At 38.3% G+C, this 25,002-nt stretch carries 21 protein-coding genes; 13 read left to right on the top strand and 8 right to left on the bottom strand.

Annotated elements, in window-relative coordinates; all coding sequences use genetic code 11:
- Positions 1 to 28 precede the first annotated feature (28 nt).
- Together ACFIKO_RS01565 and ACFIKO_RS01570 are read left to right on the top strand one after the other, a co-directional pair.
- Entirely contained in the window at positions 29 to 238 is a 210-nt protein-coding gene (locus ACFIKO_RS01565; protein ID WP_012754908.1) for a cold-shock protein, read from the top strand.
- Positions 239 to 559: 321 nt separating this feature from the next.
- Entirely contained in the window at positions 560 to 1,762 is a 1,203-nt protein-coding gene (locus ACFIKO_RS01570) for a pyridoxal phosphate-dependent aminotransferase (protein ID WP_375673116.1), read from the top strand.
- 1,145 nt (positions 1,763 to 2,907) lie between these two features.
- Here the strand turns inward: ACFIKO_RS01570 and ACFIKO_RS01575 are convergent.
- Both ACFIKO_RS01575 and trxB read right to left on the bottom strand, forming a co-directional pair.
- Positions 2,908 to 3,813, bottom strand: coding sequence for a LysR family transcriptional regulator (locus tag ACFIKO_RS01575; protein ID WP_375619373.1), 906 nt, complete (start codon positions 3,811 to 3,813; stop codon positions 2,908 to 2,910).
- A 42-nt stretch (positions 3,814 to 3,855) separates the two neighbouring features.
- The gene (gene trxB / locus ACFIKO_RS01580) at positions 3,856 to 4,812 is read right to left on the bottom strand and encodes a thioredoxin-disulfide reductase (protein ID WP_375619372.1); all 957 of its coding nucleotides are present in this window, start codon (positions 4,810 to 4,812) and stop codon (positions 3,856 to 3,858) included.
- Positions 4,813 to 5,124: 312 nt separating this feature from the next.
- On the opposite strand from trxB, the gene ACFIKO_RS01585 reads away from it, so the two are divergent.
- Positions 5,125 to 6,519 carry a TrkH family potassium uptake protein gene (locus ACFIKO_RS01585; protein WP_375673160.1) on the top strand — a complete coding sequence of 465 codons (1,395 nt, stop codon included), beginning with the start codon at positions 5,125 to 5,127 and terminating at the stop codon, positions 6,517 to 6,519.
- A 1,147-nt stretch (positions 6,520 to 7,666) separates the two neighbouring features.
- On the opposite strand, the gene ACFIKO_RS01590 is transcribed toward ACFIKO_RS01585, so the two are convergent.
- Together ACFIKO_RS01590 and greA are read right to left on the bottom strand one after the other, a co-directional pair.
- Positions 7,667 to 8,725 carry a glycosyltransferase family 4 protein gene (locus tag ACFIKO_RS01590; protein WP_375619371.1) on the bottom strand — a complete coding sequence of 353 codons (1,059 nt, stop codon included), beginning with the start codon at positions 8,723 to 8,725 and terminating at the stop codon, positions 7,667 to 7,669.
- A gap of 17 nt (positions 8,726 to 8,742) precedes the next feature.
- Positions 8,743 to 9,216 (bottom strand): transcription elongation factor GreA, encoded by a 474-nt coding sequence (gene greA / locus ACFIKO_RS01595; protein ID WP_007347010.1) that lies wholly within the window; start codon positions 9,214 to 9,216, stop codon positions 8,743 to 8,745.
- A 338-nt stretch (positions 9,217 to 9,554) separates the two neighbouring features.
- Between greA and ACFIKO_RS01600 the strand changes: the two genes are divergently transcribed.
- The 3 genes from ACFIKO_RS01600 to ACFIKO_RS01610 all read left to right on the top strand — a co-directional run bounded on the left by ACFIKO_RS01600 (position 9,555) and on the right by ACFIKO_RS01610 (position 13,866).
- Entirely contained in the window at positions 9,555 to 9,869 is a 315-nt protein-coding gene (locus ACFIKO_RS01600; protein ID WP_375638625.1) for an SH3 domain-containing protein, read from the top strand.
- A gap of 259 nt (positions 9,870 to 10,128) precedes the next feature.
- Positions 10,129 to 12,471: an excinuclease ABC subunit UvrB gene (gene uvrB / locus ACFIKO_RS01605; protein ID WP_375619369.1), complete on the top strand. Its 2,343-nt coding sequence runs from the start codon at positions 10,129 to 10,131 to the stop codon at positions 12,469 to 12,471.
- Between the two features lie 582 nt (positions 12,472 to 13,053).
- Positions 13,054 to 13,866 (top strand): BA14K family protein, encoded by an 813-nt coding sequence (locus tag ACFIKO_RS01610; protein WP_375673117.1) that lies wholly within the window; start codon positions 13,054 to 13,056, stop codon positions 13,864 to 13,866.
- 70 nt (positions 13,867 to 13,936) lie between these two features.
- Here the strand turns inward: ACFIKO_RS01610 and ACFIKO_RS01615 are convergent, their stop codons facing one another.
- Positions 13,937 to 14,587: an MBL fold metallo-hydrolase gene (locus tag ACFIKO_RS01615; RefSeq protein WP_375619367.1), complete on the bottom strand. Its 651-nt coding sequence runs from the start codon at positions 14,585 to 14,587 to the stop codon at positions 13,937 to 13,939.
- Positions 14,588 to 14,728: 141 nt separating this feature from the next.
- Here ACFIKO_RS01615 and ACFIKO_RS01620 point away from each other — a divergent pair, with 141 nt between their 5' ends.
- Complete coding sequence (locus tag ACFIKO_RS01620) at positions 14,729 to 15,433, top strand: response regulator (protein ID WP_375619366.1); 705 nt, start codon at positions 14,729 to 14,731, stop codon at positions 15,431 to 15,433.
- Between the two features lie 8 nt (positions 15,434 to 15,441).
- On the top strand, positions 15,442 to 16,782 hold the full coding sequence (locus tag ACFIKO_RS01625; protein ID WP_375619364.1) for an ATP-binding protein: 1,341 nt from the start codon (positions 15,442 to 15,444) through the stop codon (positions 16,780 to 16,782).
- Between the two features lie 44 nt (positions 16,783 to 16,826).
- Here ACFIKO_RS01625 and ACFIKO_RS01630 read toward each other — a convergent pair whose 3' ends face one another.
- Together ACFIKO_RS01630 and ACFIKO_RS01635 are read right to left on the bottom strand one after the other, a co-directional pair.
- Positions 16,827 to 17,327 (bottom strand): YbjN domain-containing protein, encoded by a 501-nt coding sequence (locus tag ACFIKO_RS01630; RefSeq protein WP_273724125.1) that lies wholly within the window; start codon positions 17,325 to 17,327, stop codon positions 16,827 to 16,829.
- A 381-nt stretch (positions 17,328 to 17,708) separates the two neighbouring features.
- Entirely contained in the window at positions 17,709 to 17,978 is a 270-nt protein-coding gene (locus tag ACFIKO_RS01635; protein WP_012754892.1) for an accessory factor UbiK family protein, read from the bottom strand.
- A gap of 295 nt (positions 17,979 to 18,273) precedes the next feature.
- Here ACFIKO_RS01635 and lgt point away from each other — a divergent pair, with 295 nt between their 5' ends.
- From lgt to ACFIKO_RS01655, 4 genes are all read left to right on the top strand, one after another.
- Positions 18,274 to 19,152, top strand: a complete 879-nt coding sequence (gene lgt, locus ACFIKO_RS01640; RefSeq protein WP_375673118.1) for a prolipoprotein diacylglyceryl transferase — start codon at positions 18,274 to 18,276, stop codon at positions 19,150 to 19,152.
- A complete protein-coding gene (locus ACFIKO_RS01645; RefSeq protein WP_375673119.1) occupies positions 19,127 to 20,206 on the top strand; it encodes a class I SAM-dependent methyltransferase in 1,080 nt (359 codons plus the stop codon). The genes lgt and ACFIKO_RS01645 overlap by 26 nt, the downstream gene beginning before the upstream one ends.
- 102 nt (positions 20,207 to 20,308) lie before the next feature.
- Positions 20,309 to 21,100: a peptidoglycan editing factor PgeF gene (pgeF, locus tag ACFIKO_RS01650; protein WP_375673120.1), complete on the top strand. Its 792-nt coding sequence runs from the start codon at positions 20,309 to 20,311 to the stop codon at positions 21,098 to 21,100.
- Between the two features lie 478 nt (positions 21,101 to 21,578).
- On the top strand, positions 21,579 to 22,511 hold the full coding sequence (locus tag ACFIKO_RS01655) for a ribose-phosphate pyrophosphokinase (RefSeq protein WP_012754888.1): 933 nt from the start codon (positions 21,579 to 21,581) through the stop codon (positions 22,509 to 22,511).
- On the opposite strand, the gene ACFIKO_RS01660 is transcribed toward ACFIKO_RS01655, so the two are convergent.
- A complete protein-coding gene (locus ACFIKO_RS01660) occupies positions 22,508 to 24,007 on the bottom strand; it encodes a helicase HerA domain-containing protein (protein ID WP_375619360.1) in 1,500 nt (499 codons plus the stop codon). The genes ACFIKO_RS01655 and ACFIKO_RS01660 overlap by 4 nt on opposite strands.
- A gap of 292 nt (positions 24,008 to 24,299) precedes the next feature.
- On the opposite strand from ACFIKO_RS01660, the gene ACFIKO_RS01665 reads away from it, so the two are divergent.
- Complete coding sequence (locus tag ACFIKO_RS01665) at positions 24,300 to 24,929, top strand: 50S ribosomal protein L25/general stress protein Ctc (RefSeq protein ID WP_375619359.1); 630 nt, start codon at positions 24,300 to 24,302, stop codon at positions 24,927 to 24,929.
- The last annotated feature ends 73 nt before the right edge of the window (positions 24,930 to 25,002 follow it).

Consider the following 25,002-nt stretch of genomic DNA (forward strand, 5'->3'; position numbering starts at 1 on the left):
TATAATTATATATTCTAAGGAGTTTCCTATGTCTACAGGAACAGTTAAGTGGTTTAATACAACAAAAGGTTTCGGATTCATTCAGCCTAGTGATGGTAGTGCAGATGTATTTGTACACATTTCTGCCGTTGAGCGTTCTGGTCTAAACAGTCTTAATGAAGGGCAAAAAATTTCTTATGATGTTCTTCAAGATCGTCGTTCAGGAAAATTTGCCGCTGGCAACCTTGCAGCCCTTTAAGGTTTAAATTCTGCAATATTTTATTTAAAATCTTCGTCTGTAACGACGAAGATTTTTTTATTTTGTATAAAGCATCATTTCACCTTGTTAAAATAAAGACTGCTTATCTCCTTTGCACAATTTATCACCTCCCCCCTTTATACTTCCTCTAAAACTTTCTTAAAATTTAAGAAGAGATTATCTTGTAAAAATCTCAAAAAAGGAAAATGTAAAGCCCGTGTAAGAGTATTTTGGAAGTTTTTTATTGCATACAATATAATCTCTTATAGAATATCCTTAAAGCAATAACCATTTGTTGATATAATATAAGGATTTAAAATTATGGCTTTTATTGCCGACAAATTGTCTCGTATCAAACCTTCTGCAACAATTGCTGCTTCCCAAAAAGCCCGTCATTTAAAAACATTAGGGCGCAACGTTATTGCTTTAAGCGCTGGAGAGCCAGACTTTGATACCCCAGACAACATCAAAAACGCGGCCATTGAAGCTATTCGAAGAGGAGAAACAAAATACCCTCCCATATCTGGAATTCCAGAATTGCGCCAAGCAATTTCTGCAAAGTTTAAAAGGGAAAATAATCTCAATTATGAACCAGAGCAAATTATTGTTGGAACCGGCGGTAAACAGATTCTCTTTAATGCATTGATGGCAACTTTAAATAAAGGGGATGAAGTCATCATTCCATCTCCTTATTGGGTAAGTTATCCAGAAATGGTCGCACTCAACGATGGTAAGCCTGTCTTTTTAGAAACAAAAGCCGAATTTTCTTATAAACTCCAACCACAAGAGCTGGAAGCTGTCATTACCCCGAAAACCAAATGGTTCATCTTTAACTCTCCTTCAAATCCATCAGGTGCCGCTTATACACATAATGAATTGAAGAAACTCACAGACGTTTTAGTAAAATATCCTCATGTTTATATTCTTTCCGATGATATATATGAACATCTCACATATGAGGGTTTTACCTTTGTTACTCCAGCTCAAGTAGAACCAGCGCTTTATGAGCGTACACTCACAATGAATGGTGTTTCCAAAGCATATGCGATGACGGGATGGAGAATCGGCTATGCAGGGGGACCACAAGAATTAATTAAAGCTATGGATACCATTCAAGGTCAACAAACATCTGGAACAAGTGTCATTTCACAATGGGCTGCTGTTGAAGCACTCAATGGGCCACAAGACTTTATCGCTAAAAATAAAAGTATTTTTCAAGCACGCCGTGATCTCGTTGTTTCCATGCTAAACCAAGCTCCTGGCATTCACTGTCCAACGCCCGAAGGTGCTTTTTATGTTTATCCTTCCTGCACAGGACTTATTGGAAAGAAAACACCAAACGGTCAATATATTACGAATGACGAAGACTTTGCCATAGCGCTTCTAGAAACAGAAGCTGTTGCTGTCGTCCAAGGATCTGCTTTTGGACTTGGATCTGCTTTTCGTATTTCTTATGCAACATCAGAAGAATTACTTGAAGAAGCTTGTATACGTATACAGCGCTTTTGCAACAGTTTAATTTAAAATTTTTAATATCATCTCTTGTGATCGTTTTTTTGCCGAATGTCAGTATATCCGAGAAAATATCGAAAATTGTATCATGGTCTGAATCAATCGATTCAGCAAAAATATCCGTGAATAAATACAACAATAAAAGCTGTAGTAGATAAAGATCAAATAAATCTAGCGATCAATAAATGAATCGGTTTATTATCATGAGATGATGAAAAAACTATTCTGCTTTCTCTATTTAATTTATAACTCTAAAAAAGATCGAGCGCTTTTAAATACAATTGCCCTTATAATCAAATCTTTTCTATTTCTCGGCTTCTTCTTCGTCATAAAATGAAGAAGAAGCCACCTCCCGTCGTTATGTAAACAATCCAGTTTCCTTTAAGTTCTATCTAATAACGACTTGATTTACTTCATAGGCTTTATGAACAAGACCTCCCTTAAATATTCACCTCACACTCTAATAAAAAGCACTTCATGCATAAAGTTTTAAATATTTTATATCACACCGCTAAAAGACAGACTTTTATGCTACAACAGGATAAATCTCTCTCAAACTCCTTATTGAATTTTAGTATTCTTAAAAAAGTGTTGGATATCCACAAGTTTCGAAATTTTTTTCTTATCATCCTCCCATATATTGCAATTTCTAGGGCTCTTTCAAAAATAAAAAAAAGCCGGACATATGTCCGGCAAATCTGGAAAATCCTCAGAGATAAAATCAATCTGATAGATCTTCGTAAGGGAACACTCAAGAAAATGCACTGGGAGGCAACATAATCAAGAGATAGTATTCTATGTCATTTTATAAGAAAAAGTACAATAACGACTTAAGCGTATCTGCTATGCAATAAACACATATCTTTAAATTTGGCTCCATCATGTACCACTATTTTAATTAAATATAAAAATGTAAGCTACTCCATCACACGATTGTCCAGTTTTCAATATATGATAACCCTCACATTTGCTAGCATTCATAAAAAACATTTATCCCTTTTTTCAAAAGTATTTCTCCACACGGACTTCCTCCACTTTTAATGTGCAACGAATAGTTTTAATTGATTCAATATGGGTAAATTTAAAACGAAAGAATATTAGGGGGAGTCTCAAGTTGTAAAACAGTTAATTATTCCTTATAAATTAAGGCATTAACATTAAAAAGACCATTGACGGGCTTTTAAAAAAATATAATCTCGAAAAGCATTTAATCTTGCCAAATTCTTTAAATTATAAGGATAACAAAAAAAAGTATCAAAAGAAGGAATATCAACCATATCAGGAAAAAGACGCACCAAATGCTCATTATTATTGACGATATAATCAGGCAGCACAGCAATCCCAAGATCACGCATAAGCGCATTCTTTATTGAGATGATATTGTTGATTTGTAGAACTGAAACGCGCAATGATCCATCACTTCTACCAGCCTTTTCCAACCAATTTAAGCCAGACAAATAAGGTGGGACAGGTTCACCGAACGAAATAATACGATGCTCATCGAGATCAGACAATTTTTCCGGCTTTCCATAATTTGCAATATACTTTTCCGAAGCATAAACATGCATATGAATTGTAAAGAGTTTTCTTTGTATAAGATCAGGTTGTTGGGGTTGATGTAAGCGAACAGCACAATCCGCATGACACATTGTCAAATCAAGCTCTTCATCGGAAAGCAAAAGCTGAACCTGCATATCAGGATAAAGACTAAGAAATTCTGGCATACGCTCTGCAATCCACCCTGCCCCCATTCCAAAGGTCGAGGTCACACGCAAGTGCCCCGTTGGTTTTGCATAGCTTTCACTTAATTGCAAACGTACACTTTCAAGCTTCATCAAAACATCGTGAGCTGTACGATAAAGAGTTTCTCCCTGTTCTGTAAGAATCAAACCACGCGCATGACGTTGAAATAAGGATACCCCAACCTCTTGTTCTAAAGCCGAAACCTGTCGTGAAACTGCTGATTGAGATAAATGAAGTTTTTGAGCAGCATGCGTAAAAGATCCCGCTTCTGCTGCAGCGTGAAAAACCCTTAACTTATCCCAATCCAACGGTGGCGCCACAATTAATTCTACCTCTAGATTCTTTATGTTCTCAATGAGTTACTAACGCTTAGGTATATCTAAAAACCGTTCTGCTTCCAACGCTGCCATACATCCTCTTCCTGCAGCTGTTACAGCTTGGCGGAATGTTTCATCTGTTACATCCCCAGCAGCAAAAACACCAGCAATGCTTGTTGCTGTTGAGTCCGGTGCTGTCCATAAATAGCCGCCTCGTTTTTGTTTCAGCTGTCCTTCAAACAGAGAAACAGCAGGATCATGCCCAATAGCAATAAATATTCCCTCTGCATTCACTTCCATCTCATGACCTGTCTTAACATTTTTCAGACGTGCCCCTGTTACAACAGCGCCCATTGCCCCCTGTGCTGGCAGCCCCACAATTTCTTCCACCACATGATCCCAAATGATACGTACGTTCTTGCAAGCAAGCAACCTATCTTGCAAAATTCTTTCTGCCCGAAAATGATCTCGGCGATGCACCACGCTTACACTTTTAGCCAAATGCGATAAATAAAGTGCTTCTTCAACAGCGGTATTTCCTCCTCCCACGACAATAACGTCCTTATCACGGTAAAAAAAGCCATCACATGTAGCACAAGCGGAAACACCACCGCCCATAAAGGTCTGTTCACTTTCTAAACCAAGCCAGCGCGCTTTAGCTCCTGTTGCAATAATCAGTGCATCACAAGAATATTGTGTTCCTGAATCCCCATATAAGACAAAAGGATACTTCAACAAATCAGCCTTTATAATTGTATCATAGACAATTTTTGTCCCCATATTCTCAGCTTGTTTTGCCATTTGTTCCATCAACCACGGTCCTTGAATAGGATCTGCAAAACCTGGATAATTCTCAACATCAGCTGTAATTGTCAATTGTCCACCCTGCTGCAAGCCCGTCACCAAAACCGGCTTAAGCATTGCTCTTGCTGCATAGATCGCCGCTGTATAACCAGCCGGACCTGAGCCAATAATCAGCAGACGAATATGCGATTGTACCATTAAATCCCCTTCACTTTATTATAACTTAATTATTCTATAAATGATAACGGAATGCAGCCTTTTAAAAAAATATTTTTCAAGAACTCCAATTATGTTATATATACTTCATTTTCAAGTTTTATAAAAAGGTCTGATTACCAATTTCATCAAGGCATGCTAATGTTAAGAATTAATCTTTATCCTATAAAGAGAAAAACGTAAATTCTTATGAGCACAAAACCATAATAAAAAGAGATACAAAGATAGGGAACGGTCATTTTTCAGTTTATTATCAATGTCTGTGCACGTTTTGCGTTAATCATGGCAGGAGCAATGCTTTTGCCAATTTTTGTGGATCTGCACGACAACAATCGTAATTGGATAACCTTTCTCTATTCTTGTGCCATAACCACCATGTTAGCAACGCTGATTCTTTTAGCAACTAAGGGAGCTACTTGTCGTTTTTCAGCACGGCTTGGCTTTATGCTCACTGTTTGTCTTTGGCTAACAGGAAGCATCGTAGGTGCCTTACCTCTTTATCTTTCTCCTCTTCCCATTTCTCTAGCAGGAGCCATTTTTGAATCTGTTTCTGGAATTACAACAACAGGCTCTACAGTCCTTTCTGATCTTGATAATTTATCGCGAAGTATTTTGTTATGGCGTTCTCTTATATGCTGGATTGGGGGCATTGGTTTTATCGGTTTAGCCCTCTTACTTTTGCCTTCACTGCGTGTGGGTGGCGTACGACTTTTTCATATGGAATCATCTGATAAATCTGAAAAAATATTGCCTCGCATCAACCAAATTGCTAACGGAATTATCATCGCTTATGTTGGACTCACATTGGCTTGTATGCTTTCTTATTTTGCTGCAGGCATGAATTTATTTGATGCCATTAACCATGCAATGAGTACAGTAGCAACAGCTGGTTTTTCAACGCATGATGCTTCTTTTGGTTATTTTTCTGATACACCAGCCATCTTAATTATTTCAACAATCTTCATGTTGCTTTCTGCTTTGCCCTTCGTGCTTTATGTTAAATTAGTCCTTCCTGGACACCCAAAACGCTTCCTTGACCCACAAGTGATTGTTTTTCTCCATATCGTTCTCCTTTTCAGCTTTGCGTTAGCGGCATGGCTACGGTTTTATGATCATCGCGCGTTCCACTTGATTTTCCTTGATGTCATTTTTCACCTTTCATCCATTATTAGCACCACAGGTTACAGCGCTGAAGATTATCAACTTTGGGGACCATTTGCGCTTGGAATTTTCTTCATTGTTTCTTTTACAGGCGGATGTTCTGGTTCTACTTCTGGTGGCATGAAAATCAATCGCCTCATTATTCTTTGGCGTATTACACAAACAAATATAGAAAAACTTCTTTCTCCTAATGTCGTTGTAAAGGCGCGCTACGATCACTCAAATATATCAAACGATGTTGCTCAAGCCGTTTTGTTTTTTGTCTGTCTTTATATGTTTTGCCTTGTTATCGGCACTGCACTTTTGCTTACAACCGGTCTTGACTTTACCTCTGCCTTTACGGGGGTCTTAACCGCACTTTCAAATGTTGGTCCAGGCTTTGGAGATATTATTGGCCCCACTGGTAATTTCTCTACAATCAACGATAATGCTTTATGGATTTTAAGTTTTCTAATGTTAGCTGGACGCCTTGAAATCATAACAATATTCGTCCTTTTTATTCCCGCTTTCTGGCGTGAACAATTCTAATGCATAAAGCATTTTATTCTACCATGATAAAAAATTTACAACATAAAAAGGTGTGAACAGTATGAGTCATAATATTCACCCCTCACTCAATCCACTGAAGATTTCCTAAAATTTCATACAAATCATCATATCAACGATATAAATGTTGATATAAAAATAATTTGACAAGAGCAATCAAATACCAAGAGCCTTCAAATCCAGAACATATAAAACTTCACTTTATTGATCTTCTTTATCAAATAAAGTGGGCACATAGAACATCCTTTTTTTACGAATAATCTCTCATGCAAAAAATATGAATATTTACTGATAAAAGTGCTTTTTCTCTTTAATAGAGTTACATCCTTATAGAAAATAAAATGCTATTATATTACGAATTCACAAGCTTGTTTGTAAAAAACATCTCACAATACTCATCACCCCCATTTCACGACAGCTCTCATGAAAGATATAAAATGGGCACCATCATTTTTACTTAAATAATAATAAGGTGCAAGGCGGTACCACAAAATAAGATATAAATTAGTACCACCATACTATTTTCTTTCTGTTAATGTCGTAACAGCCTGCATTTCAGACAATTTATAAGAAATTTCTTTATACCCTGTCTTCAATAGTTTTTATCCACCACATGCTTTCTTCCAATTGTGATGTGCAAGAGGATAGCTCTTATTCAAATTAAAAAGGTAAATTATCTATAGAAATCATATATATATATATATATTGATCTTAGATCCATCTTATTATGAATTTATTGAAAATATGTACGACTATTTTACCCATGGAGACACCATAAATATCTTTTTAAAGACAAGAAAACGTTTTTTCTATCTATTTAAGTCTTCCAAAACGAACAATATCAGTACGACACCGTATATCTAGACTTGAGTTAAAGCATTATTTTCTTATTCTAAAATAATTTTCCTCTCTCCTAGTATGCTTCATCATAAAGCACATATTGCTCTCAAGCGTATACATTTTTAATCTTTTATCCAAAATTTTGAGAACTTCTTATAGCGTTCTACTAAAGACAATATAAATTTTGTAAAATAACATTTATATCATTGAGCTGTTTTCTTGATGACTATGAAAAACCTTTAAGGAAAACACTTTTTATCACTCCTCAAAAAGATTTTTGATATAATAATCAAAGTGTTTTTTCCGCAAACAGTTCTTTGTAAACACGCTCAATCTCGGTTGTCTCCTTTTCCAAAGGAAAGTGTGTACGAACATGGGTTAAAGCTTTCTTTCCGGCTACCAATGTTTTTTCTACATCAGCAAAATAAGGTTCAATTGCTGCTGTTAAAGCCGCTCCATCTCCTGCTTTTACAACTGTTCCTGTTCCCTCGACCACCAATTCTTTATAAGCTCCTGCATCACTCGTTACAACCGCAACCTGTGATGCCATTGCTTCTAATGGTGTTAAACCGAAACCTTCTGTACGAGAAGGTGCAACATAAAGCGATAAACGACGATACCACAAAGGGATATCCAGAATCTCACCAAGAAAAATAATGCGATCATCCAGACCAGCCTTAGCAATCTTTTGGCGTAATTCTTTTTCAAAATGATAATATTGCTCTGTCGTACGACCAGCGATAAGTGCTGTCCATTTAGGATAGTCAGGCAATAATGCTATCATGGCATCAACAAATAAATCTGTTCCCTTTGAGTAACGCAGACGCCCAAAACACCCTACCGCATATTTTCCTGGAAATCCTGTCGAAGAAAAGCAATCATCAAGAGTCTGTGGTGGAGTAAAACGCCTCACATCCACCCCATGCATAATAACCTTATGAGGCACTTCTAGATAAGCGCCCGTATGTGTACTGGTAGCGATAACCCTATCCATACAGCGAATCAACCATTTGGTAAAAGGCTTATGATGGCGTTGTGAAGCCGATGTAAAGATAAGTTTCAGCTTCATTTTCAAGATATCGCGCAAAAAGATCCCAAAAAGCATCTCAATATTGCGTCGTGCATGCCAAATACGAAATGGCTTCCCTTTCGGACTTTTCCAAAGTCCGAAAAGGTCCCTAAAGGCAAGAGCCGGCAAAGTTTGTGGTAAACCAAACCCCAAAGTGGATATACGCACACCCTGTTCGCGTTGCAGTGGAATAAGCTGAATAATCGTAGATGTTACTCCCGATAAACGCCTTTTAAAGTGAGGCGCAATAATCTCAGTTTCATCCAAAGATACACGCATAATAATCCATATGTTATTTAGATGTACTGAACCTTAATGATCTCGTAATTATGCGCACCACCGGGTGCATTTACCTCAATCACATCACCTTCTTGCTTGCCAATGAGTGCACGTGCGATAGGCGAAGAAATAGAGATTTTACCAACCTTTACATCAGCTTCTTGATCTCCTACGATCTGATACACTTTTTTTTCTTCAGTATCCTCATCCAAGAGTTTAATGGTTGCTCCAAATTTTATTTTGTCGCCTGAAAGACGCGAGACATCTATAACCTCTGCTCGTGCGATATAATCTTCAAGCTCATTTATACGCCCCTCATTATGGCTTTGCGCTTCTTTAGCTGCATGATACTCAGCATTTTCTGATAAATCACCATGTGCACGCGCCTCAGAAATTGCTTCAATAATTCGCGGACGCTCCTGTTGTTGACGCCAACGCAACTCTTCTTTAAGACTCTCAAAACCAGCTGTAGTCATCGGAACTTTTTCCATAATCCGTCCCTTTCTATTACACGGAAGGTTTAATAAAAATACAAAAAACGGCTTCCAAAATTACTTTTGGAATCCGAAAACTACGATCTTTTTCATTATATAGTACAGTATCGCTATTTTCCATACAAAAATAAATAAAGGAAACAAAACATGCACAAATAGTGATTAAAACATCTCATTTTGGTGTTTAACCCGTTAAACTTCACTCTTCTCTTTAAAATCTCCTAAAGAAGAAAGAATTGTATTTTTTTCTGTTTTATCATAATCTAGCAAAAGAAATCATATGGGATACAAAGAGAGAAGGATAGAAAATCTCTAAAGAAATTCTTTACAGAAGAATGAAAAAAATCGTCATTTTTTTTATGTTTGGCTCTTTCTTTTTCGCCACAGCAGTATCTGAAGCTGCGGATGCTTTTGTTACGAGAAATCTTAATTTTAGAACAGGTCCTAGCACTCAGTATGCACTTTGCGGCTTAATCTCTGCTGGAGAATTGGTTTTTGTTAAAAACTGTGAAGGCAATTGGTGCCATATCCGATATAACACTCAAATAGGTTGGGTGTCATCTCGTTATCTTTCATTTAAAGATGGAAATGATCTTTATCACACATACACGATGTCTTTAGTGCCCAAACGTACCGATTATTCTCCATAACAGCCATAATAACTTATGCCATCTTAAATATCATCATGGCAAAAATGCAATAGTGTCCACGAACAACCACAATATGCCCCCTCCAAAGAAACACTTCGAAGAATTCGTCTCATAGAAAAAACTTGATCAATATCCTAATGAAAGCTCCAATAAACCAAAATAAATCTGTTCAATAACGTTTTGCTGTTGTCGTAATGAAATTGTAAAAATTAGTATTTTCTTTAAAATCACCAGCACTTTTCTATTAAAGGATACAACAATGAAAAATGGTGTTACAGCAACAGTTGAGGCTCTTTCTGCTCTGATTGCCTCAGGCAATCCTCTTTTTAAGAATGGCGCGTTATGGACACCTCACCGCCCTGTTCGTCCTGAAAAATCTGAAGGTGGTATTCCATTTCAACTCGAAACACCCTTTGAACCTGCGGGGGATCAACCTCAAGCAATTAAAACTCTGGTTGAGGGAATTCAAAAAGATGAGCGTACGCAAGTGCTTTTGGGTGTTACCGGCTCAGGAAAAACCTATACAATGGCCAAAATCATTGAAGAAACACAGCGTCCAGCTTTAATCTTAGCACCAAATAAAACTCTAGCGGCGCAGCTTTACGGAGAGTTTAAAAGTTTTTTTCCCCACAATGCCGTCGAATATTTTGTTTCCTATTATGACTATTATCAGCCAGAAGCCTACGTTGCACGCTCTGATACCTATATTGAAAAAGAATCCTCAATTAATGAACAAATCGACCGTATGCGCCATGCAGCAACACGTGCTGTCCTTGAACGTGATGACGTCATTATTGTCGCGTCTGTATCGTGTATTTACGGGATTGGTTCAGTAGAAACTTATACTGCTATGACCTTCAAAATAGAAAAAGGTGATAAACTCAATCAACGAAAACTCTTGGCTGATTTAGTCTCTCAACACTATCATCGACAAGATATTAATTTCATTCGTGGTTCTTTTCGTGTTCGAGGGGATACAATTGAAATTTTCCCTGCCCACCTCGAAGATCGTGCTTGGCGTATTTCGCTCTTTGGCGATGAAGTGGAAACAATTACGGAATTTGATCCTCTAACGGGTCAAAAAACAGGCGACCTTCAATCGATTAAAATTTATGCCAACTCACACTACGTAACACCACGCCCAACACTCAATCAAGCGATGAAATCGATCAAAGTAGAACTCATTCAACGCCTTGATGAGTTGAACGCAGCTGGACGTCTTTTAGAAGCACAACGTTTAGAACAACGTACAATTTTTGATTTGGAAATGTTGGAAACCACCGGCTCATGCTCTGGAATCGAAAATTATTCACGCTATTTAACAGGACGAAAACCCGGAGAACCACCACCAACCTTGTTCGAATACATTCCAAACAATGCTCTTGTTTTTATCGATGAAAGCCATGTAACCATTCCCCAAATTGGAGGCATGTACCGAGGTGACTTTCGAAGAAAAGCAACCCTAGCAGAATATGGGTTTCGCCTACCTTCCTGTATGGACAATCGCCCTTTACGCTTTGAAGAATGGGATGCCATGCGCCCACAAACTATTGCCGTCTCTGCAACACCAGGACGCTGGGAAATAGAACAATCTCACGGCACTTTTGCAGAACAAATTATTCGTCCAACAGGGCTCATTGATCCGCCAACAGAGGTTCGTCCAGCCAGCAATCAAGTCGATGATGTTATGAATGAAATTCGTAAAACAATTCAAAAAGGCTACCGTACATTGGTGACAGTTCTCACAAAGCGTATGGCAGAGGACTTAACTGAATATCTCCACGAACAAGATATTCGTGTACGCTATATGCATTCTGACATTGATACATTAGAACGCATTGAAATTCTACGCGATCTGCGGCTTGGCACCTTTGATGTCCTTATCGGTATCAACTTGCTTCGAGAAGGCTTAGATATTCCAGAATGTGGCTTTGTTGCCATTCTAGATGCCGATAAGGAGGGCTTTTTGCGCTCTGAAACTTCCCTCATACAAACAATCGGACGTGCTGCACGTAACGTAGATGGCCACGTTATCCTCTATGCAGATACAATCACAGGCTCCATAGAACGAGCCTTACAGGAGACACAAAGACGTCGACAAAAACAAATAGCCTATAATGAAGAACACCATATCACACCGAAAAGTATCAAAAAAAATATCGGAGATATTCTCAATTCAGGCTATGAAAACAACCATATTCGCACAAGTATCCCTGATGTCATCGAGAAAAAAAATATGGTTGGCAACAATTTAGCATCTCATATAAAATACCTTGAAAAATTAATGCATGAAGCAGCTGCTGATCTCAACTTTGAAGAAGCAGCGCGACTTCGCGATGAAATCAAACAATTACAAAAGATAGAACTAGAAATCGCTGAGAACCCCTTAACACATCATAGCGAACAATCTACCCATGAGCCCGTGTTAAAACCAAGTCTTTTCTCCAAACCAAACCTTGCACACATGGGACCAACCATGGACACTGGTATTTTGGAAAATCGAAAAGGAAAATCTCGTAAAAACACCCCTAATCAAGCAACCATAAAACGAAAAAAAACGCAATCAACAAAGGAGAAAGAAATTTCAAACCGCCTAAAGTAATCTTCAGCTCTTCTAAAAAAACGACTAAAGCTCAAAAGCAAACAGCATTATCCGCAAAACAGACAACCTCAAACATCAAGGGTGCTCGAATTTATCTAAAACACCATGAGAGAGAGCGTTTTACAAAAAATTCCTAAACTTTATTGACTTTTTAAGCAATTTTTCTTGTTAAACCGCGTTATAAAAAATCCCTAAAAATGTAAAAAACTTCTAAACTCTAAAAAAGCAGACAAATTTAAAAAGAATGTCTTATATATATATATTCCTAAAATATATTATCTTTATACAGTTATACTCTGATATCGAACGAAAATATTATTTAGCCTCACAAGAGAATATTCAAACAGGATACTGCTCCATAGTAAAAAAATCGGGACTCTCAATACAAACTTATTAATTAACCTCAAGAAGAGTACATTTATTGAAATCAAAATTCTGTCATTATTTTACTGTATTTTTTATAGGTTTAACTAAATGAATTTTCATTTGTTTTGTCACAATAAAGTCCAAAATTATTCAGGCTCTATTCAGTTTGAAACGTGTAGGATGTGAAAAATACGAATTTATACAAGGAGCATCATTATGAAAAAGGTGATCAGATTAGCGGTATTATCAGCAATGTCAACTGCAACCGTTTTGATGCCGCTAAATGCAACGCTTGCGGATATAACATGGGATCATAGTAACTCTATCTCGAGAGAAATAGATGATATGATGAGGAAGATGCGTAAAGAAACAGATGATGCGATAAGGGAAATGAGGAAGAAAGCTGGTATCCGTCCTTCTGGTTTTTCTCGCTCCCATTGTTCTGTTAAAAAACGTGGCTTTTTTCCTGATGATTCCCAAAAGTTTATTGATGATTTCGACGGCTGTTCTAATGACAACGACAAAAGCAAGAAACATCAACATCATCACCAACATCATCACCAACATCATCACCAACATCATCACCAACATCATCACCAACATCATCACCAACATCATCAATATCATCAATATCATCAACATCATGTTGAAAACAAAACATATCATTACGTCGAGCGCAAAAAGACAAAACACAGTAATATTCATATAGACAACTCAGGAGATGCTTTAGCGGTGGGTATTCTTGGTCTTGCAACAGGTACGATTCTTGGTACAATTTTAAAAAAACCAGAACAGCCACAAGTGGTTTATCAAATAGTACCACCAAAGCAGGTAATTTATCAAAAAGTTCCGCAAAATCAAAGAGTTTATCAAGTGCAGCAAACGGTGGAATATGAGCCACTCCAACAATCATTAGAATCTGATTGGCTTAACTATTGCAAGAAAAAATATCGTTCCTTCAACCCTAAAACAGGGACTTTTCGAGACCGTAATGGTTTGGAACACGTTTGTTATGCTCCAATAAATTAACTTCTGTTCCGTCCTACTAAAAAAGTCTTAAATGGCAAAAAAAAACGCTTCAAAGCGTTTTTTTGTTTGCTCATATATAAAAATCTTGAAGAAAAGGATTATTTTGGCGCTCATAGCCTATGCTACTTTTGGGACCATGCCCACAGATAAAACAAACATCATCGCCTAATGGCAAAACTTTCTCCTTAAGAGATTTCATCAACTCTTCATGAGAACAGAATGGAAAATCCGTACGTCCAATAGAACCACGAAAGAGAACATCACCCAAGAGGACTAAGCGTTCTTTTTCATTGAAATAAATAACATGACCAGGAGAATGTCCTGGGGTGTGAAAAACCTTAAACACATGTCCAGCAAAATGAACGCACTCACCATCTTCTAACCATTGGTCAGGAATACAGGTGCAAGCATCAGTGATGCCGTAATTTTTTGCGCTTTCGCTCACGGCATCCATCACAGGCTTATCATCGCGATGTGAACCGATAATTTTTACATTAAGCACTTCTTTCGCTTGCATTGCTGCTCCCACATGATCAAAATGACCATGTGTTATCCAAATAGCCTCAACGATAACGCCATTCTTTTCGATTACATCTTGAATCCGCGGCCAATCACCACCAGGATCAACAAGAACCCCCGTTTTACATTCACTATCAAAAAGCAAAGTGCAATTTTGTTGGAATGTCGTAACTGGAATAATATGTATATTAAGACTACCCATAATATCCTTTTCAAAATAACTTTTTTAAATCTATAAATAAAACTTTCTCTCCTTTAAGCTAAAGGTGCTGCTCGACAGCTTTATACAACTTATGTAAACTTGCATTTTGTGTAAACTAAATTTTTGTCAAGGTTTTTAAGAATGTCCGATCATGTTCAAGTTTTGTGTGATGACGCACCTCACCTTCTTGTGATTGATGACGACACTCGTATTCGCAATCTTTTATTTCAGTTTCTCATTAAAAATGGATTTCGTGTTTCAGTTTCAGCCAATGCTAATGAAGCAAGACGACTGTTGGCAAGTTTAGATTTTGATCTTCTTATTGTTGATGTCATGATGCCTGGTGAAAACGGTATTGATCTTACTCATTCACTCCGTCAAACAAAGGATGTTCCTATCTTCATGCTAACAGCTTTATCAGAAATAGACAATCGTATCCATGGCTTAGAAGCGGGTGCAGATGATTATCTTGCTAAGCCTTTTGACCCTCGTGAGCTTCTCCTTCGTATCAATGCCATTTTACGGCGTGGTTTTCCTTCTCACCAACCCAAAATTGAGCAGATCGTTTTTGGACCTTATATATTTTCAATTTCACGGCGCGAACTCAAAAAAGGAGGAGAAATTATTAAATTAACAGATAAAGAACAAGAAATGATGGTCATTTTTGCCGAAAATGCAGGCGATACAATTCCGCGCCATAAATTCGCGACCGATGACAGCAATATAAGTGAACGTGCCATTGATGTACAGATCAACCGCCTTCGTCGTAAAATCGAAAAAAACCCAACACTGCCTATATGGCTCCAAACCGTGCGAGGAATAGGGTATAAACTCTCTATTGAATAGGCACAAGAATGATCAAGCCTTTAAGATTTTTTCTTCGATGGTTAACGAAAAAAATGCCTAAACGGCTTTATGCTCGCTCTTTGATCATTATTATCGCTCCCATGGTACTTCTGCAAACAGTCATTGCTTATGTCTTTATGGAACGCCATTGGCAAATGGTAACCGAGCGTCTTTCAATGGCTGTGGTGCATGACATTTCAGCCATTATTGATATTCTTGAAACATATCCCCAACAAGATAACTATGAAGATATTAAGCGTATTGCACAACAACGTATGGGATTAAACATTTCTATTCTATCTCCTACCTCCTTACCCCCTCCAGGACCTAAGCCATTTTTTGCAATTCTTGACTATTTTTTAAGTGAAGAAATCACCCGCCAAATTAACCGTCCCTTCTGGATCGATACCGTAGGAGATTCTGATCTTGTTGAAATCCGTATCCACCTTGGTCACAACATCTTACGCGTCTTTGCTCCACGCAGCCAAGCCTACGCTTCCAATACTGCTATTTTTTTAAGCTGGATGGTAGGAACAGCTCTTGTTTTATTGCTGATAGCAATATACTTTTTGCGCAATCAAATTAAACCTATTCAACAATTGGCTGAAGCAGCAGAAAGCTTTGGACGTGGTCGTCCTTTACCACAAGGATTTCAACCACAAGGAGCTGATGAAGTCCGTCGTGCTGGCATTGCTTTTTTACGTATGCGAGAACGTATTGAACGCCAAATCGAACAACGCACCATGATGCTCTCAGGAGTAAGTCATGATTTAAGAACCATTCTTACACGCTTTAAACTTCAGCTAGCATTAGTAAATACTGACTTTGATATTAAACCGCTTGAGCAAGATGTAAGTGACATGCAAAATATGTTAGAAGATTATCTTGCTTTTGCTCGTGGTGAAAAAAGTGAAAGTGTCAAGACTTTTGATTTAAATGCTCTTATGCAAAAATTCTCCGCCGATGCTCATCTTCACAAACGTCAATTCTCTTACACTATTGAAGGTCCTACAGAAATACAAGTACGTCCCCGTGCTTTCACACGCTTGGTCAGCAATCTTGTATCGAATGCATTTTGTTACGGCACAACCGTTAAACTAACAGCTAACTCTCAACAAGAATCTTTTATATTGATAATCGATGATAATGGACCTGGAATTCATGAAAATATGCGCACAGAAGTTTTTAAGCCATTCTTTCGACTTGATAAGGCGCGAAATCAAGATGCAAGTGGAACAGGACTTGGTCTTTCTATTGCTCAAGACATAGCGCGCAGCCATGGTGGCAATATACAATTAGATGAGAGCCCACTGGGGGGATTACGCGCTATTCTTGATATCCCCCTATGAGCAATATTTCAGCAAACAGTCTGTAAAAATAACAGACTGTGTATTTAGGCATTCCCTACAGTTTCAAACAAAGTGTACTGCAGTGCCTTGTAAGCACTTTCTCCCGACAAAGCAACCATCTGAAATGCAACATAATGGCTTTCACAGGCTTTAAGTGCATGTATCAACAATGTTTCAACCTGTATATGAGATGGATGCATCCCACCAGCCAAAAGAAGACCTTGCCGATAAATAACTGAATTATTCCTTTGCCAGTAATCAAAATGTCCCAACAACAACTTTTCATTAATTGCTAGCAATAAGCGCTGTATTTCAGCTGTTCGAGCATTTTTAATAGAGAGATCAAACGAACAAGCCAAATGAAGTGCTTCATGCTCTTCCATCCATGAAAAAGCAAGACGATAATTTGCGCGCTTTCCTTCCACACAAACGCTAATTTCATCTTGCGCATCCCGCTCAAACGACCAATCATATTCACAGGCAATCTGTTCGATAAAGTCAACAGGGTGCTCTTTTCTCTCTGTGGCGCAAAATGCAAGCCTCATCACAATCCTCAATCATCTTAAAAACATTGTCAACAGAATATAAACCGCCTAAACTGTAACAATATTTTGCTACAATCAGGACCTTTACACCAAACAAATACACATAAAACATCGACAGTACACAAACACCCAGAACACAATCGCGCTGTTTAGGGCAACCTGATAGTCATAAAACGAATCATCAAGTCTTTTCAGTGTATTGATACAATTTCATAGCGCCAGCCCCCCTGATTCAAAAAAATGTATTTTACCCCAAAAAAAAATCAAAAATAAACAAATGCTCCGCTCTAACAGACTCAAGATTAAGCATTTTTTAGTTTCACGCATCATATTGAAAAATTGGGGATATTTTTTTGAAGATTCTTTTTTTAAGAAACTATCTTACTTTTTTGTATCTGCGTTTTTTAAATCATCTTTTTTTAAATCATCAAGGCGCCTTTTCAAATCAGCATTATCAGCATGGATTTTCAGCACCATCTCCTTAAAAGTCTCAAACTCTTCGCGAGAAACAAGATCAAGTTTGTTTGCTATCTTTTCAGCCTGCACACGAAAAGCTGTTCCAGCTTCACGTCGTATACCTTGCGCGACGTCAGCAGCATCTGTTGCTAATTTTGCTAATTCATCAAGAATACGATTTGATCCATTACGCATAACATTTTTCCTTAAATTTTAATTATTGATGCACGCATTATAGCGTATTCTCATAACATTTAGATACTGTAATTTGTTCCTTTTACCCTATATTTTACATGCTGTGCAGATTTTTCATGACGATTTTTTAAGATTTCTTTTATCACCATATTTTTTTTACCGCGATAAACCAGTGGAAATCTATCCCCCTTTCTGACGAGCCTCCCTACTGACTTGACCATTGTGCATTCATCTGTCATTTCTAACCATCAGAGTCACTTCATATTCATCTCGTATAATGTAAGATGCTTAATTCATGAACAATCTGTCTTGTCCAGCCATTGCTTTTCCGTCTTTTCTTGATCCTGTCATTATCCAGTTAGGTCCCATAGCACTTCATTGGTATGGACTTGGTTACGTGGTGGGTATTCTTTTTGCTTGGTGGTATGCGCAAAAATTATTAAAAAAAACATCTCTATGGTATAGAGACCACCCTCCTATGGATAAAGAAAAGATCGGAGATTTTGTTGTCTGGTCTGCTATAAGTGTTGTTGTCGGAGGGCGTTTAGGACAAGTTCTTGTATGGGATCCCATTTACTATTTTAACCATCCAAGTGCTATCATTGCCGTATGGGATGGGGGAATGTCCTTTCATGGCGGACTTATTGGTATTATCATTGCTATGATCTGGTTTGCCAGTAAAAATCATATTAACATACGAGCCATGTTTGATATCATTGCTGCAGGTGCTCCTATTGGTATCGGCATTGTACGAATTTGCAACTTCATTAACCAAGAGTTATGGGGCAATATTACTACACGTCCTTGGGCTGTTTGTTTTCCTCTCGATCCTCACTATCTACCGCGCCATCCAAGCCAACTTTACGAAGCTTTCATGGAAGGATTTCTTCTCTTCATCATCTTATGCCTTATCATTTTTGCCTTCAAAGCATTAAAGCGCCCTGGAGCTGTTGCAGGAACATTTATTATAGGCTACGCAGTAGCACGCAGCATTTCTGAAGTCTACCGTGCGCCTCAAGAAGATCCAGAATGGTTTTCGACTCTTTTCCATTCTACAGGTTTTACCTATGGCATGGCTTTATCTGTTCCCATGCTTCTTTTAGGGTTTTATCTTCTTCTCCACGCCTTTAAATATAAATCGACAGAAAATGGCCAATCTAAAAGAAAAAATTAAAGAAATTATTGCCCTTAATGGACCAATCACTGTTAGCCAATATATGACGTTGGCACTTACCGATCCTCAATTTGGTTATTATCAAACACAAACACCTTTTGGGCGTACCGGTGATTTCATTACAGCACCTGAAATAAGCCAATTATTTGGAGAGATGATTGGCATTTGGACTCTCGCAAGCTGGAACGCTCATGGCTGTCCTCACCCTTTTATCCTCGCTGAAATAGGTCCAGGACGTGGAACTCTCATGGATGATGTTTTGCGTACCATTCAAAAATTATCCACGACAGCATTTGAATCTGCTGAAGTTTTTCTCCTTGAAATAAGTAAAAAACTCGCAAAAGAACAAAAAAAGCGCCTTTGCTCTTATCAAAAACAAATCCATAGCATTGAAAATTTTAATCAAATTCCTTCAAAACCTCTCTTCCTCATAGCTAATGAATTTCTCGATACACTCCCTATCAACCAATATATTAAAGTCAATGGAGAATGGAAAGAGCGCTGCATTACAGTCAATCAAGATGGAGATCTCATCTTTATTGCTGCCCCGCATAAACTTCCCTCTTCTTATCTACAAACCTATTGTTCTAAAATGCCTGACGGAACAATTTTTGAATATGCCCCCTTACGGCATCAGTTCATGCAACAAATCAGCCACCATTTAGTGCAAGTGACAGGTTCTGCTTTACTTATCGACTATGGTGCTGCTGATCTTGCATTTGGCGATACCCTGCAAGCGCTGTCAAAACACAGATTCCGTGATATTTTTGATGCTCCTGGTGAACATGATTTAACATCGCATGTTGGTTTTTTCTTTTTAAAAAAAATAGCCCTTGAACAAGGTTGTTTTGCTGAAATCTTCGAGCAAGGAGATTTTCTTTTAAAAATGGGGCTGCTGAAACGCGCAAAACAGCTTGGAGTTGGCAAAAGTGCTCCTGTGCAAAACAAAATTCGCCAAGACATCGAACGGCTCGCTGGTCAAGATCAAATGGGAAAATTATTTAAAGTTTTACATTTCAGTGATAAAAACATCTCCATCCCTCCCCAATTTTGATGATCGGCGCTTTTGTCAATAAGCACATCATTATCTGAAATATTCATTGACAAATATGAACATCTCCACCCTCACTTCAAATAATCTCCATAAGGAACTTTTATGAAATCTATCCCTCATCCCATTCTTGCAAAAAATCTTTCTACTTTACACACCCATGGGATAAAACATGGTTTTTTTACTCGTCAAGGTGGTGTTTCAAAAAGCCTTTACAAAAGCCTTAATGTTGGCCAAAGCTCAAATGATCACCCTGAACATATTACACAAAACCGCACTTTGGTCGCTCATTATTTTGATGTTGAGATACAAAATTTAGTCACTGTCAATCAAATACACTCTTGTGAAGTCGTTGTCATTGATAAAGCTTTTATCGACTCCCCTCCTAAAGCCGATGCTCTCGTTACCACCACACAAGAACTCGTAATCGGCATTCTTACAGCAGATTGCGGCCCCATTCTGTTTGCTGATCCACAAGCTGGGGTCATCGCTGCAACTCATGCTGGCTGGCGCGGAAGCTTAAATGGAATTATCGAGAAAACAATTGCTGTTATGGAAAAACAAGGAGCCAAAAGACAATCAATAACAGCGGTCCTTGGACCTTGTATTGGTCCTTGTCACTACGAAGTAACAAGTGAATTTTACGACCAATTTATTGATTGCCATAGCAAATACCAAAAATATTTTATAAAAACAGATAAAATAAATTACTTTTACTTTAATCTGTGGGCATTCATTATAAATCAACTCATAGAAGCAGGCGTTAAAGCTTCTTGTGTAGAGCTTTGTACCTACAAAGATGAAAAGCGTTTTTTCTCCTATCGCCGTGCAATACACCGCAGCGAACCTGATTACGGACGGCAAATTTCTGCTATTATGCTAAAAAATAAAAGATGATCCTCTTTTATGCTTTAAAACAATACCAAAACTGCACAACTAAACTTTTTACTCAAATGTAAAAATAAATTCCATTGTACTTTGCTTTTTTTACAAAATCATTTACCAGCCCATAAAATATGATAGCTTCTGCTCTGAATCATTTTCAATGTTTGGTTATAATGATTGAAGGAAAGATGATACTTCTTTTTATTTACTCCCCTTCATTCATCTTAAATATGAAGCATTCCCCATATTGAAAGCATTTTTTTATCAAGTAATAACCAAAAAGCTTAATCAATACGTATTTCTTTGCCGCATGGAGAAAAAACTTTGCTCTAAAAGAAACAAACTTTTGGAAAAAGAGAAAACAGACGGCATAGCTCTTTAACAATAATCAATAAAATTGTAAGGCTTTTGTAATTGTTCTCTTGCAATTTAATAAAAAGAAATTAAAAACCGTGTCGCATTCCCACCATGATAATTCAGAGGTTCTACTATGAAACTTTTCTGCGGAAATTCTAATCCACGCCTAGCTGAAGATGTTGCAAATTATTTGAACATCCCCTTAGGCAAAGCCACCGTAAAACGTTTCGCTGATCAAGAGATTTTCGTAGAATTGCATGAAAATGTGCGTGGACAGGACGTGTTTGTTTTGCAATCTACATCCTACCCAGCCAATGATCACTTGATGGAATTACTCATCATGATTGATGCGCTTCGCCGTTCTTCGGCACGTCGCATCACAGCTGTTATCCCTTATTTTGGCTATGCCCGCCAAGATAGAAAACCTGGTCCGCGTACTCCCATTTCCGCAAAACTTGTTGCCAACCTGATTACTGAAGCAGGGGCCCATCGTGTTTTAACATTGGACCTTCATGCAGGACAAATTCAAGGTTTTTTTGATATCCCTACGGATAATCTCTATGCTGTTCCTGTTATTTCTCGCGATGTCAAAGTGCATTATTCTCTTGAAAATGTTATCGTTGTTTCACCTGATGTGGGTGGAGTCGTACGCGCACGCTCACTCGCCAAGCGTTTGAACAGTTTGCTTGCTATTGTAGATAAACGTCGTGAACGTCCCGGTGAATCAGAGGTTATGAATATCATTGGAGATGTATCGGGAAAAGATTGCCTTTTACTTGATGATATTGTTGATTCAGGTGGAACTTTATGCAATGCAGCAAGTGCTCTGCTTAAACATGGTGCCAATAGTGTCACGGCTTATATCACGCACGGTGTTCTTTCTGGTAATGCAATCGAACGAATTACCAATTCAGAGATGAAAGAATTGGTTATTACAGATTCAATTATGCCAACACAAGCTATTGAGAAAGCCCATAATATTCGTGTTTTGCCCATTGCCGACCTTATTGGGGAAGCAATAGCAAGAACAGCAGCAGAACAATCGGTTTCCAGCTTATTTGGTTAAAGTGGTTCCTTGGGGTCTCCTGGTGCTGTTTCAACAGCAAGATCAGGAAATGCAACAATACGTTGACCACTAAAATGCGTATGAATAACAATAAGACCACGCTCTTCAAAGTAGGTTAAAAGTCGGCGTGCACGGCTTAAAGAATGAGTCCCATAAAGACGTGCTAAAAATGCATCGGATGGACATGGCTTTCCCCTTAATGCGGCCTGTGCTACATTCAAGAAGACTCCTTGGACATCTTCTTCTAAACTTTCTGATATCTGCAAAATATGTTTCCAATGTTCACTGACAGCCGTTTGTTCATCAACAAAAGCCTGAGCAATAGCCAATTTACGTCGAAATTGTGTAAGATTAAAAGGAACCTTTGACATACCATGGATACGACAACGAACTGAAAAATCTTGATAAAGCACCGCTGTTGAACGATAAAAAGCCTCTGAATCCTCAAGAATTTCCCGAATAATATGTTCTGCTTGCCCGTCACGCTCAACATCAGAAAGTTCAGGAAATAAACTCGGGTTTTCTTCCAACAACTCTTGTTTTTTATGCACTACCTCCTCTAACATCTCGTGCATTGATTTTTCCCTCATCGGCTCTCGTGTTTGTTTAAATGGCGTTAAAATTTCCTCTGGTGAAGCAGTAAAAACGAGCTCTTGCACATCATCCCGCTCTGTTGGAAGTGGCATTAATTTAGGGCTAGAAGAGCGTGCCAAAGTTTCAACAGAACCGATAATGATTGGTAAGGGACGTCGTGATAAAGCGGGGCCTAAAGCTATAAAATTCCCCCGTTCAAGATCTCTAAACATTTCCGCTTGGCGACGCTCCATTCCCAAAAGATCAGCAGCACGCACCATATCAATATCTAAAAAAGTCCGCCCTATTAAAAAGTTTGAAGCTTCAGCAGCAACATTTTTGGCCAACTTAGCCAAACGTTGTGTTGCAATAACACCAGCAAGACCACGTTTACGCCCTCGACACATAAGATTGGTCATAGCACTAAGAGAAATCTTACGTGCTTCATCAGAAACTTCTCCTGCCGCAGTTGGAGCAAACAATTGTGCTTCATCGACAACGACAAGCATAGGATACCAATAATCACGTTCTACATCAAACAGTGCCCCAAGGAAAGCCCCTACAGCACGCATCTGTTGTTCAGTATCCAAACCTTCAAGATTGAATACCACTGAAACCCGATGTTGTCGAATGCGATGGGCAATACGAGTCAATTCTAATTCACTACGTTGAGCCTCTACAATAACATGACCAAATTTATCTGCCAAGGTTACAAAATCGCCTTCTGGATCAATTACACAATGCTGCACCCACTTAGCACTTTGCTCTAAAAGACGGCGTAAAAGATGTGATTTCCCTGAACCAGAATTACCTTGTACAAGAAGACGTGTCGCCAATAATTCTTCCAGATCAAGAAGTGCTGGCATCGATTTATGCAAAGCACGACTCTCTGACATCTCACCCAAGGCAATCTCAACCTTCATAACATCTCCAGTGTTTGATTTTGAACATATCAGTGCCAGCACATATTGGTTGATTCTCCATCCACACCATAATTTGTAACATTTCCTCCTTTTTAACGGTAGAAATCATCGATTTTTCCCACAACTCTTGCATCTATGAATAGTTTGAATTATAGAACAAGCTTCTGCGTAGACACCCTTGGAGGCAACGCAGAATGGAGCGATCGCTGTTGGTTAGCGCATATCTTCATATCCATGCAAAAACTATTACTGTTTTTGAAGGATCTCCAATCATGTAAAAAGGACTTAAATTATGAGCAAAAGCTACACTCTTAAGGCCGAAAAACGCGAGCGGGTTGGTAAGGGGTCCTCCCGTGAACTTCGCCGCAACGGTCTTATTCCTGCTGTCATTTATGGTGAAAAACAACCTCCCTTGGCAATAACAGTTCCCTATAAAGAAATTTTCTACAAAATTCATGCCGGTGGCTTTCGTACCACCATTGCAACGATTATTCTTGACAAGCAAAAAATTATGGTTTTGCCAAAAGATTATCAATTAGATCCCGTGCGTGACTTTCCCCTCCATGTAGATTTCTTACGCATTTCAGCAAAATCCGTTGTAGAAGTGAATATTCCTGTCCACTTCCTCAATGAAGATACAGCACCTGGACTTAAAAAGGGTGGTGTCCTCAATATTGTTCGGCACGAAATTGAATGTACGGCTCCAGCAAGTGCTATTCCTGAAGCTATTGAAATTGATCTCTCCAGCTACTCTATTGGTGATTCTATTCACATTTCAGCAGTGCAACTGCCAAAAGATGTGACTCCCATCATCCAAGATCGAGATTTTACCATTGCAACCATTGCAGCTCCTGCTGGCATGGATGTCAGCGATGAAACTTCTGAACAAGAAGATGATGAAGAAGACACGCAAACTTCATAAAACTCAAAAGGCGGGAATTTTTTCCGCCTTAATTTATGAGACATTACCCTTACTCATACTTTGACTGAAGATA

Origin of the sequence: Bartonella sp. TS82HLJMH, from assembly GCF_042193495.1 — a bacterium.
Lineage (GTDB): Bacteria > Pseudomonadota > Alphaproteobacteria > Rhizobiales > Rhizobiaceae > Bartonella > Bartonella grahamii.

Excerpts from the sequence above, each read along its gene's own strand:
- lgt (WP_375673118.1), top strand. The coding sequence starts at position 18,274 with ATGAACAATCTGTCTTGTCCAGCCATTGCTTTTCCGTCTTTTCTTGAT.
- trxB (WP_375619372.1), bottom strand. The coding sequence starts at position 4,812 with ATGGTACAATCGCATATTCGTCTGCTGATTATTGGCTCAGGTCCGGCT.
- ACFIKO_RS01665 (WP_375619359.1), top strand. The coding sequence starts at position 24,300 with ATGAGCAAAAGCTACACTCTTAAGGCCGAAAAACGCGAGCGGGTTGGT.
- uvrB (WP_375619369.1), top strand. The coding sequence starts at position 10,129 with ATGAAAAATGGTGTTACAGCAACAGTTGAGGCTCTTTCTGCTCTGATT.
- ACFIKO_RS01635 (WP_012754892.1), bottom strand. The coding sequence starts at position 17,978 with ATGCGTAATGGATCAAATCGTATTCTTGATGAATTAGCAAAATTAGCA.
- ACFIKO_RS01565 (WP_012754908.1), top strand. The coding sequence starts at position 29 with ATGTCTACAGGAACAGTTAAGTGGTTTAATACAACAAAAGGTTTCGGA.
- ACFIKO_RS01610 (WP_375673117.1), top strand. The coding sequence starts at position 13,054 with ATGAAAAAGGTGATCAGATTAGCGGTATTATCAGCAATGTCAACTGCA.
- ACFIKO_RS01585 (WP_375673160.1), top strand. The coding sequence starts at position 5,125 with ATGCTTTTGCCAATTTTTGTGGATCTGCACGACAACAATCGTAATTGG.
- ACFIKO_RS01645 (WP_375673119.1), top strand. The coding sequence starts at position 19,127 with ATGGCCAATCTAAAAGAAAAAATTAAAGAAATTATTGCCCTTAATGGA.
- ACFIKO_RS01655 (WP_012754888.1), top strand. The coding sequence starts at position 21,579 with ATGAAACTTTTCTGCGGAAATTCTAATCCACGCCTAGCTGAAGATGTT.
- greA (WP_007347010.1), bottom strand. The coding sequence starts at position 9,216 with ATGGAAAAAGTTCCGATGACTACAGCTGGTTTTGAGAGTCTTAAAGAA.
- ACFIKO_RS01625 (WP_375619364.1), top strand. The coding sequence starts at position 15,442 with ATGATCAAGCCTTTAAGATTTTTTCTTCGATGGTTAACGAAAAAAATG.
- pgeF (WP_375673120.1), top strand. The coding sequence starts at position 20,309 with ATGAAATCTATCCCTCATCCCATTCTTGCAAAAAATCTTTCTACTTTA.
- ACFIKO_RS01620 (WP_375619366.1), top strand. The coding sequence starts at position 14,729 with ATGTCCGATCATGTTCAAGTTTTGTGTGATGACGCACCTCACCTTCTT.
- ACFIKO_RS01615 (WP_375619367.1), bottom strand. The coding sequence starts at position 14,587 with ATGGGTAGTCTTAATATACATATTATTCCAGTTACGACATTCCAACAA.
- ACFIKO_RS01590 (WP_375619371.1), bottom strand. The coding sequence starts at position 8,725 with ATGCGTGTATCTTTGGATGAAACTGAGATTATTGCGCCTCACTTTAAA.
- ACFIKO_RS01570 (WP_375673116.1), top strand. The coding sequence starts at position 560 with ATGGCTTTTATTGCCGACAAATTGTCTCGTATCAAACCTTCTGCAACA.
- ACFIKO_RS01660 (WP_375619360.1), bottom strand. The coding sequence starts at position 24,007 with ATGAAGGTTGAGATTGCCTTGGGTGAGATGTCAGAGAGTCGTGCTTTG.
- ACFIKO_RS01630 (WP_273724125.1), bottom strand. The coding sequence starts at position 17,327 with ATGAGGCTTGCATTTTGCGCCACAGAGAGAAAAGAGCACCCTGTTGAC.
- ACFIKO_RS01600 (WP_375638625.1), top strand. The coding sequence starts at position 9,555 with ATGAAAAAAATCGTCATTTTTTTTATGTTTGGCTCTTTCTTTTTCGCC.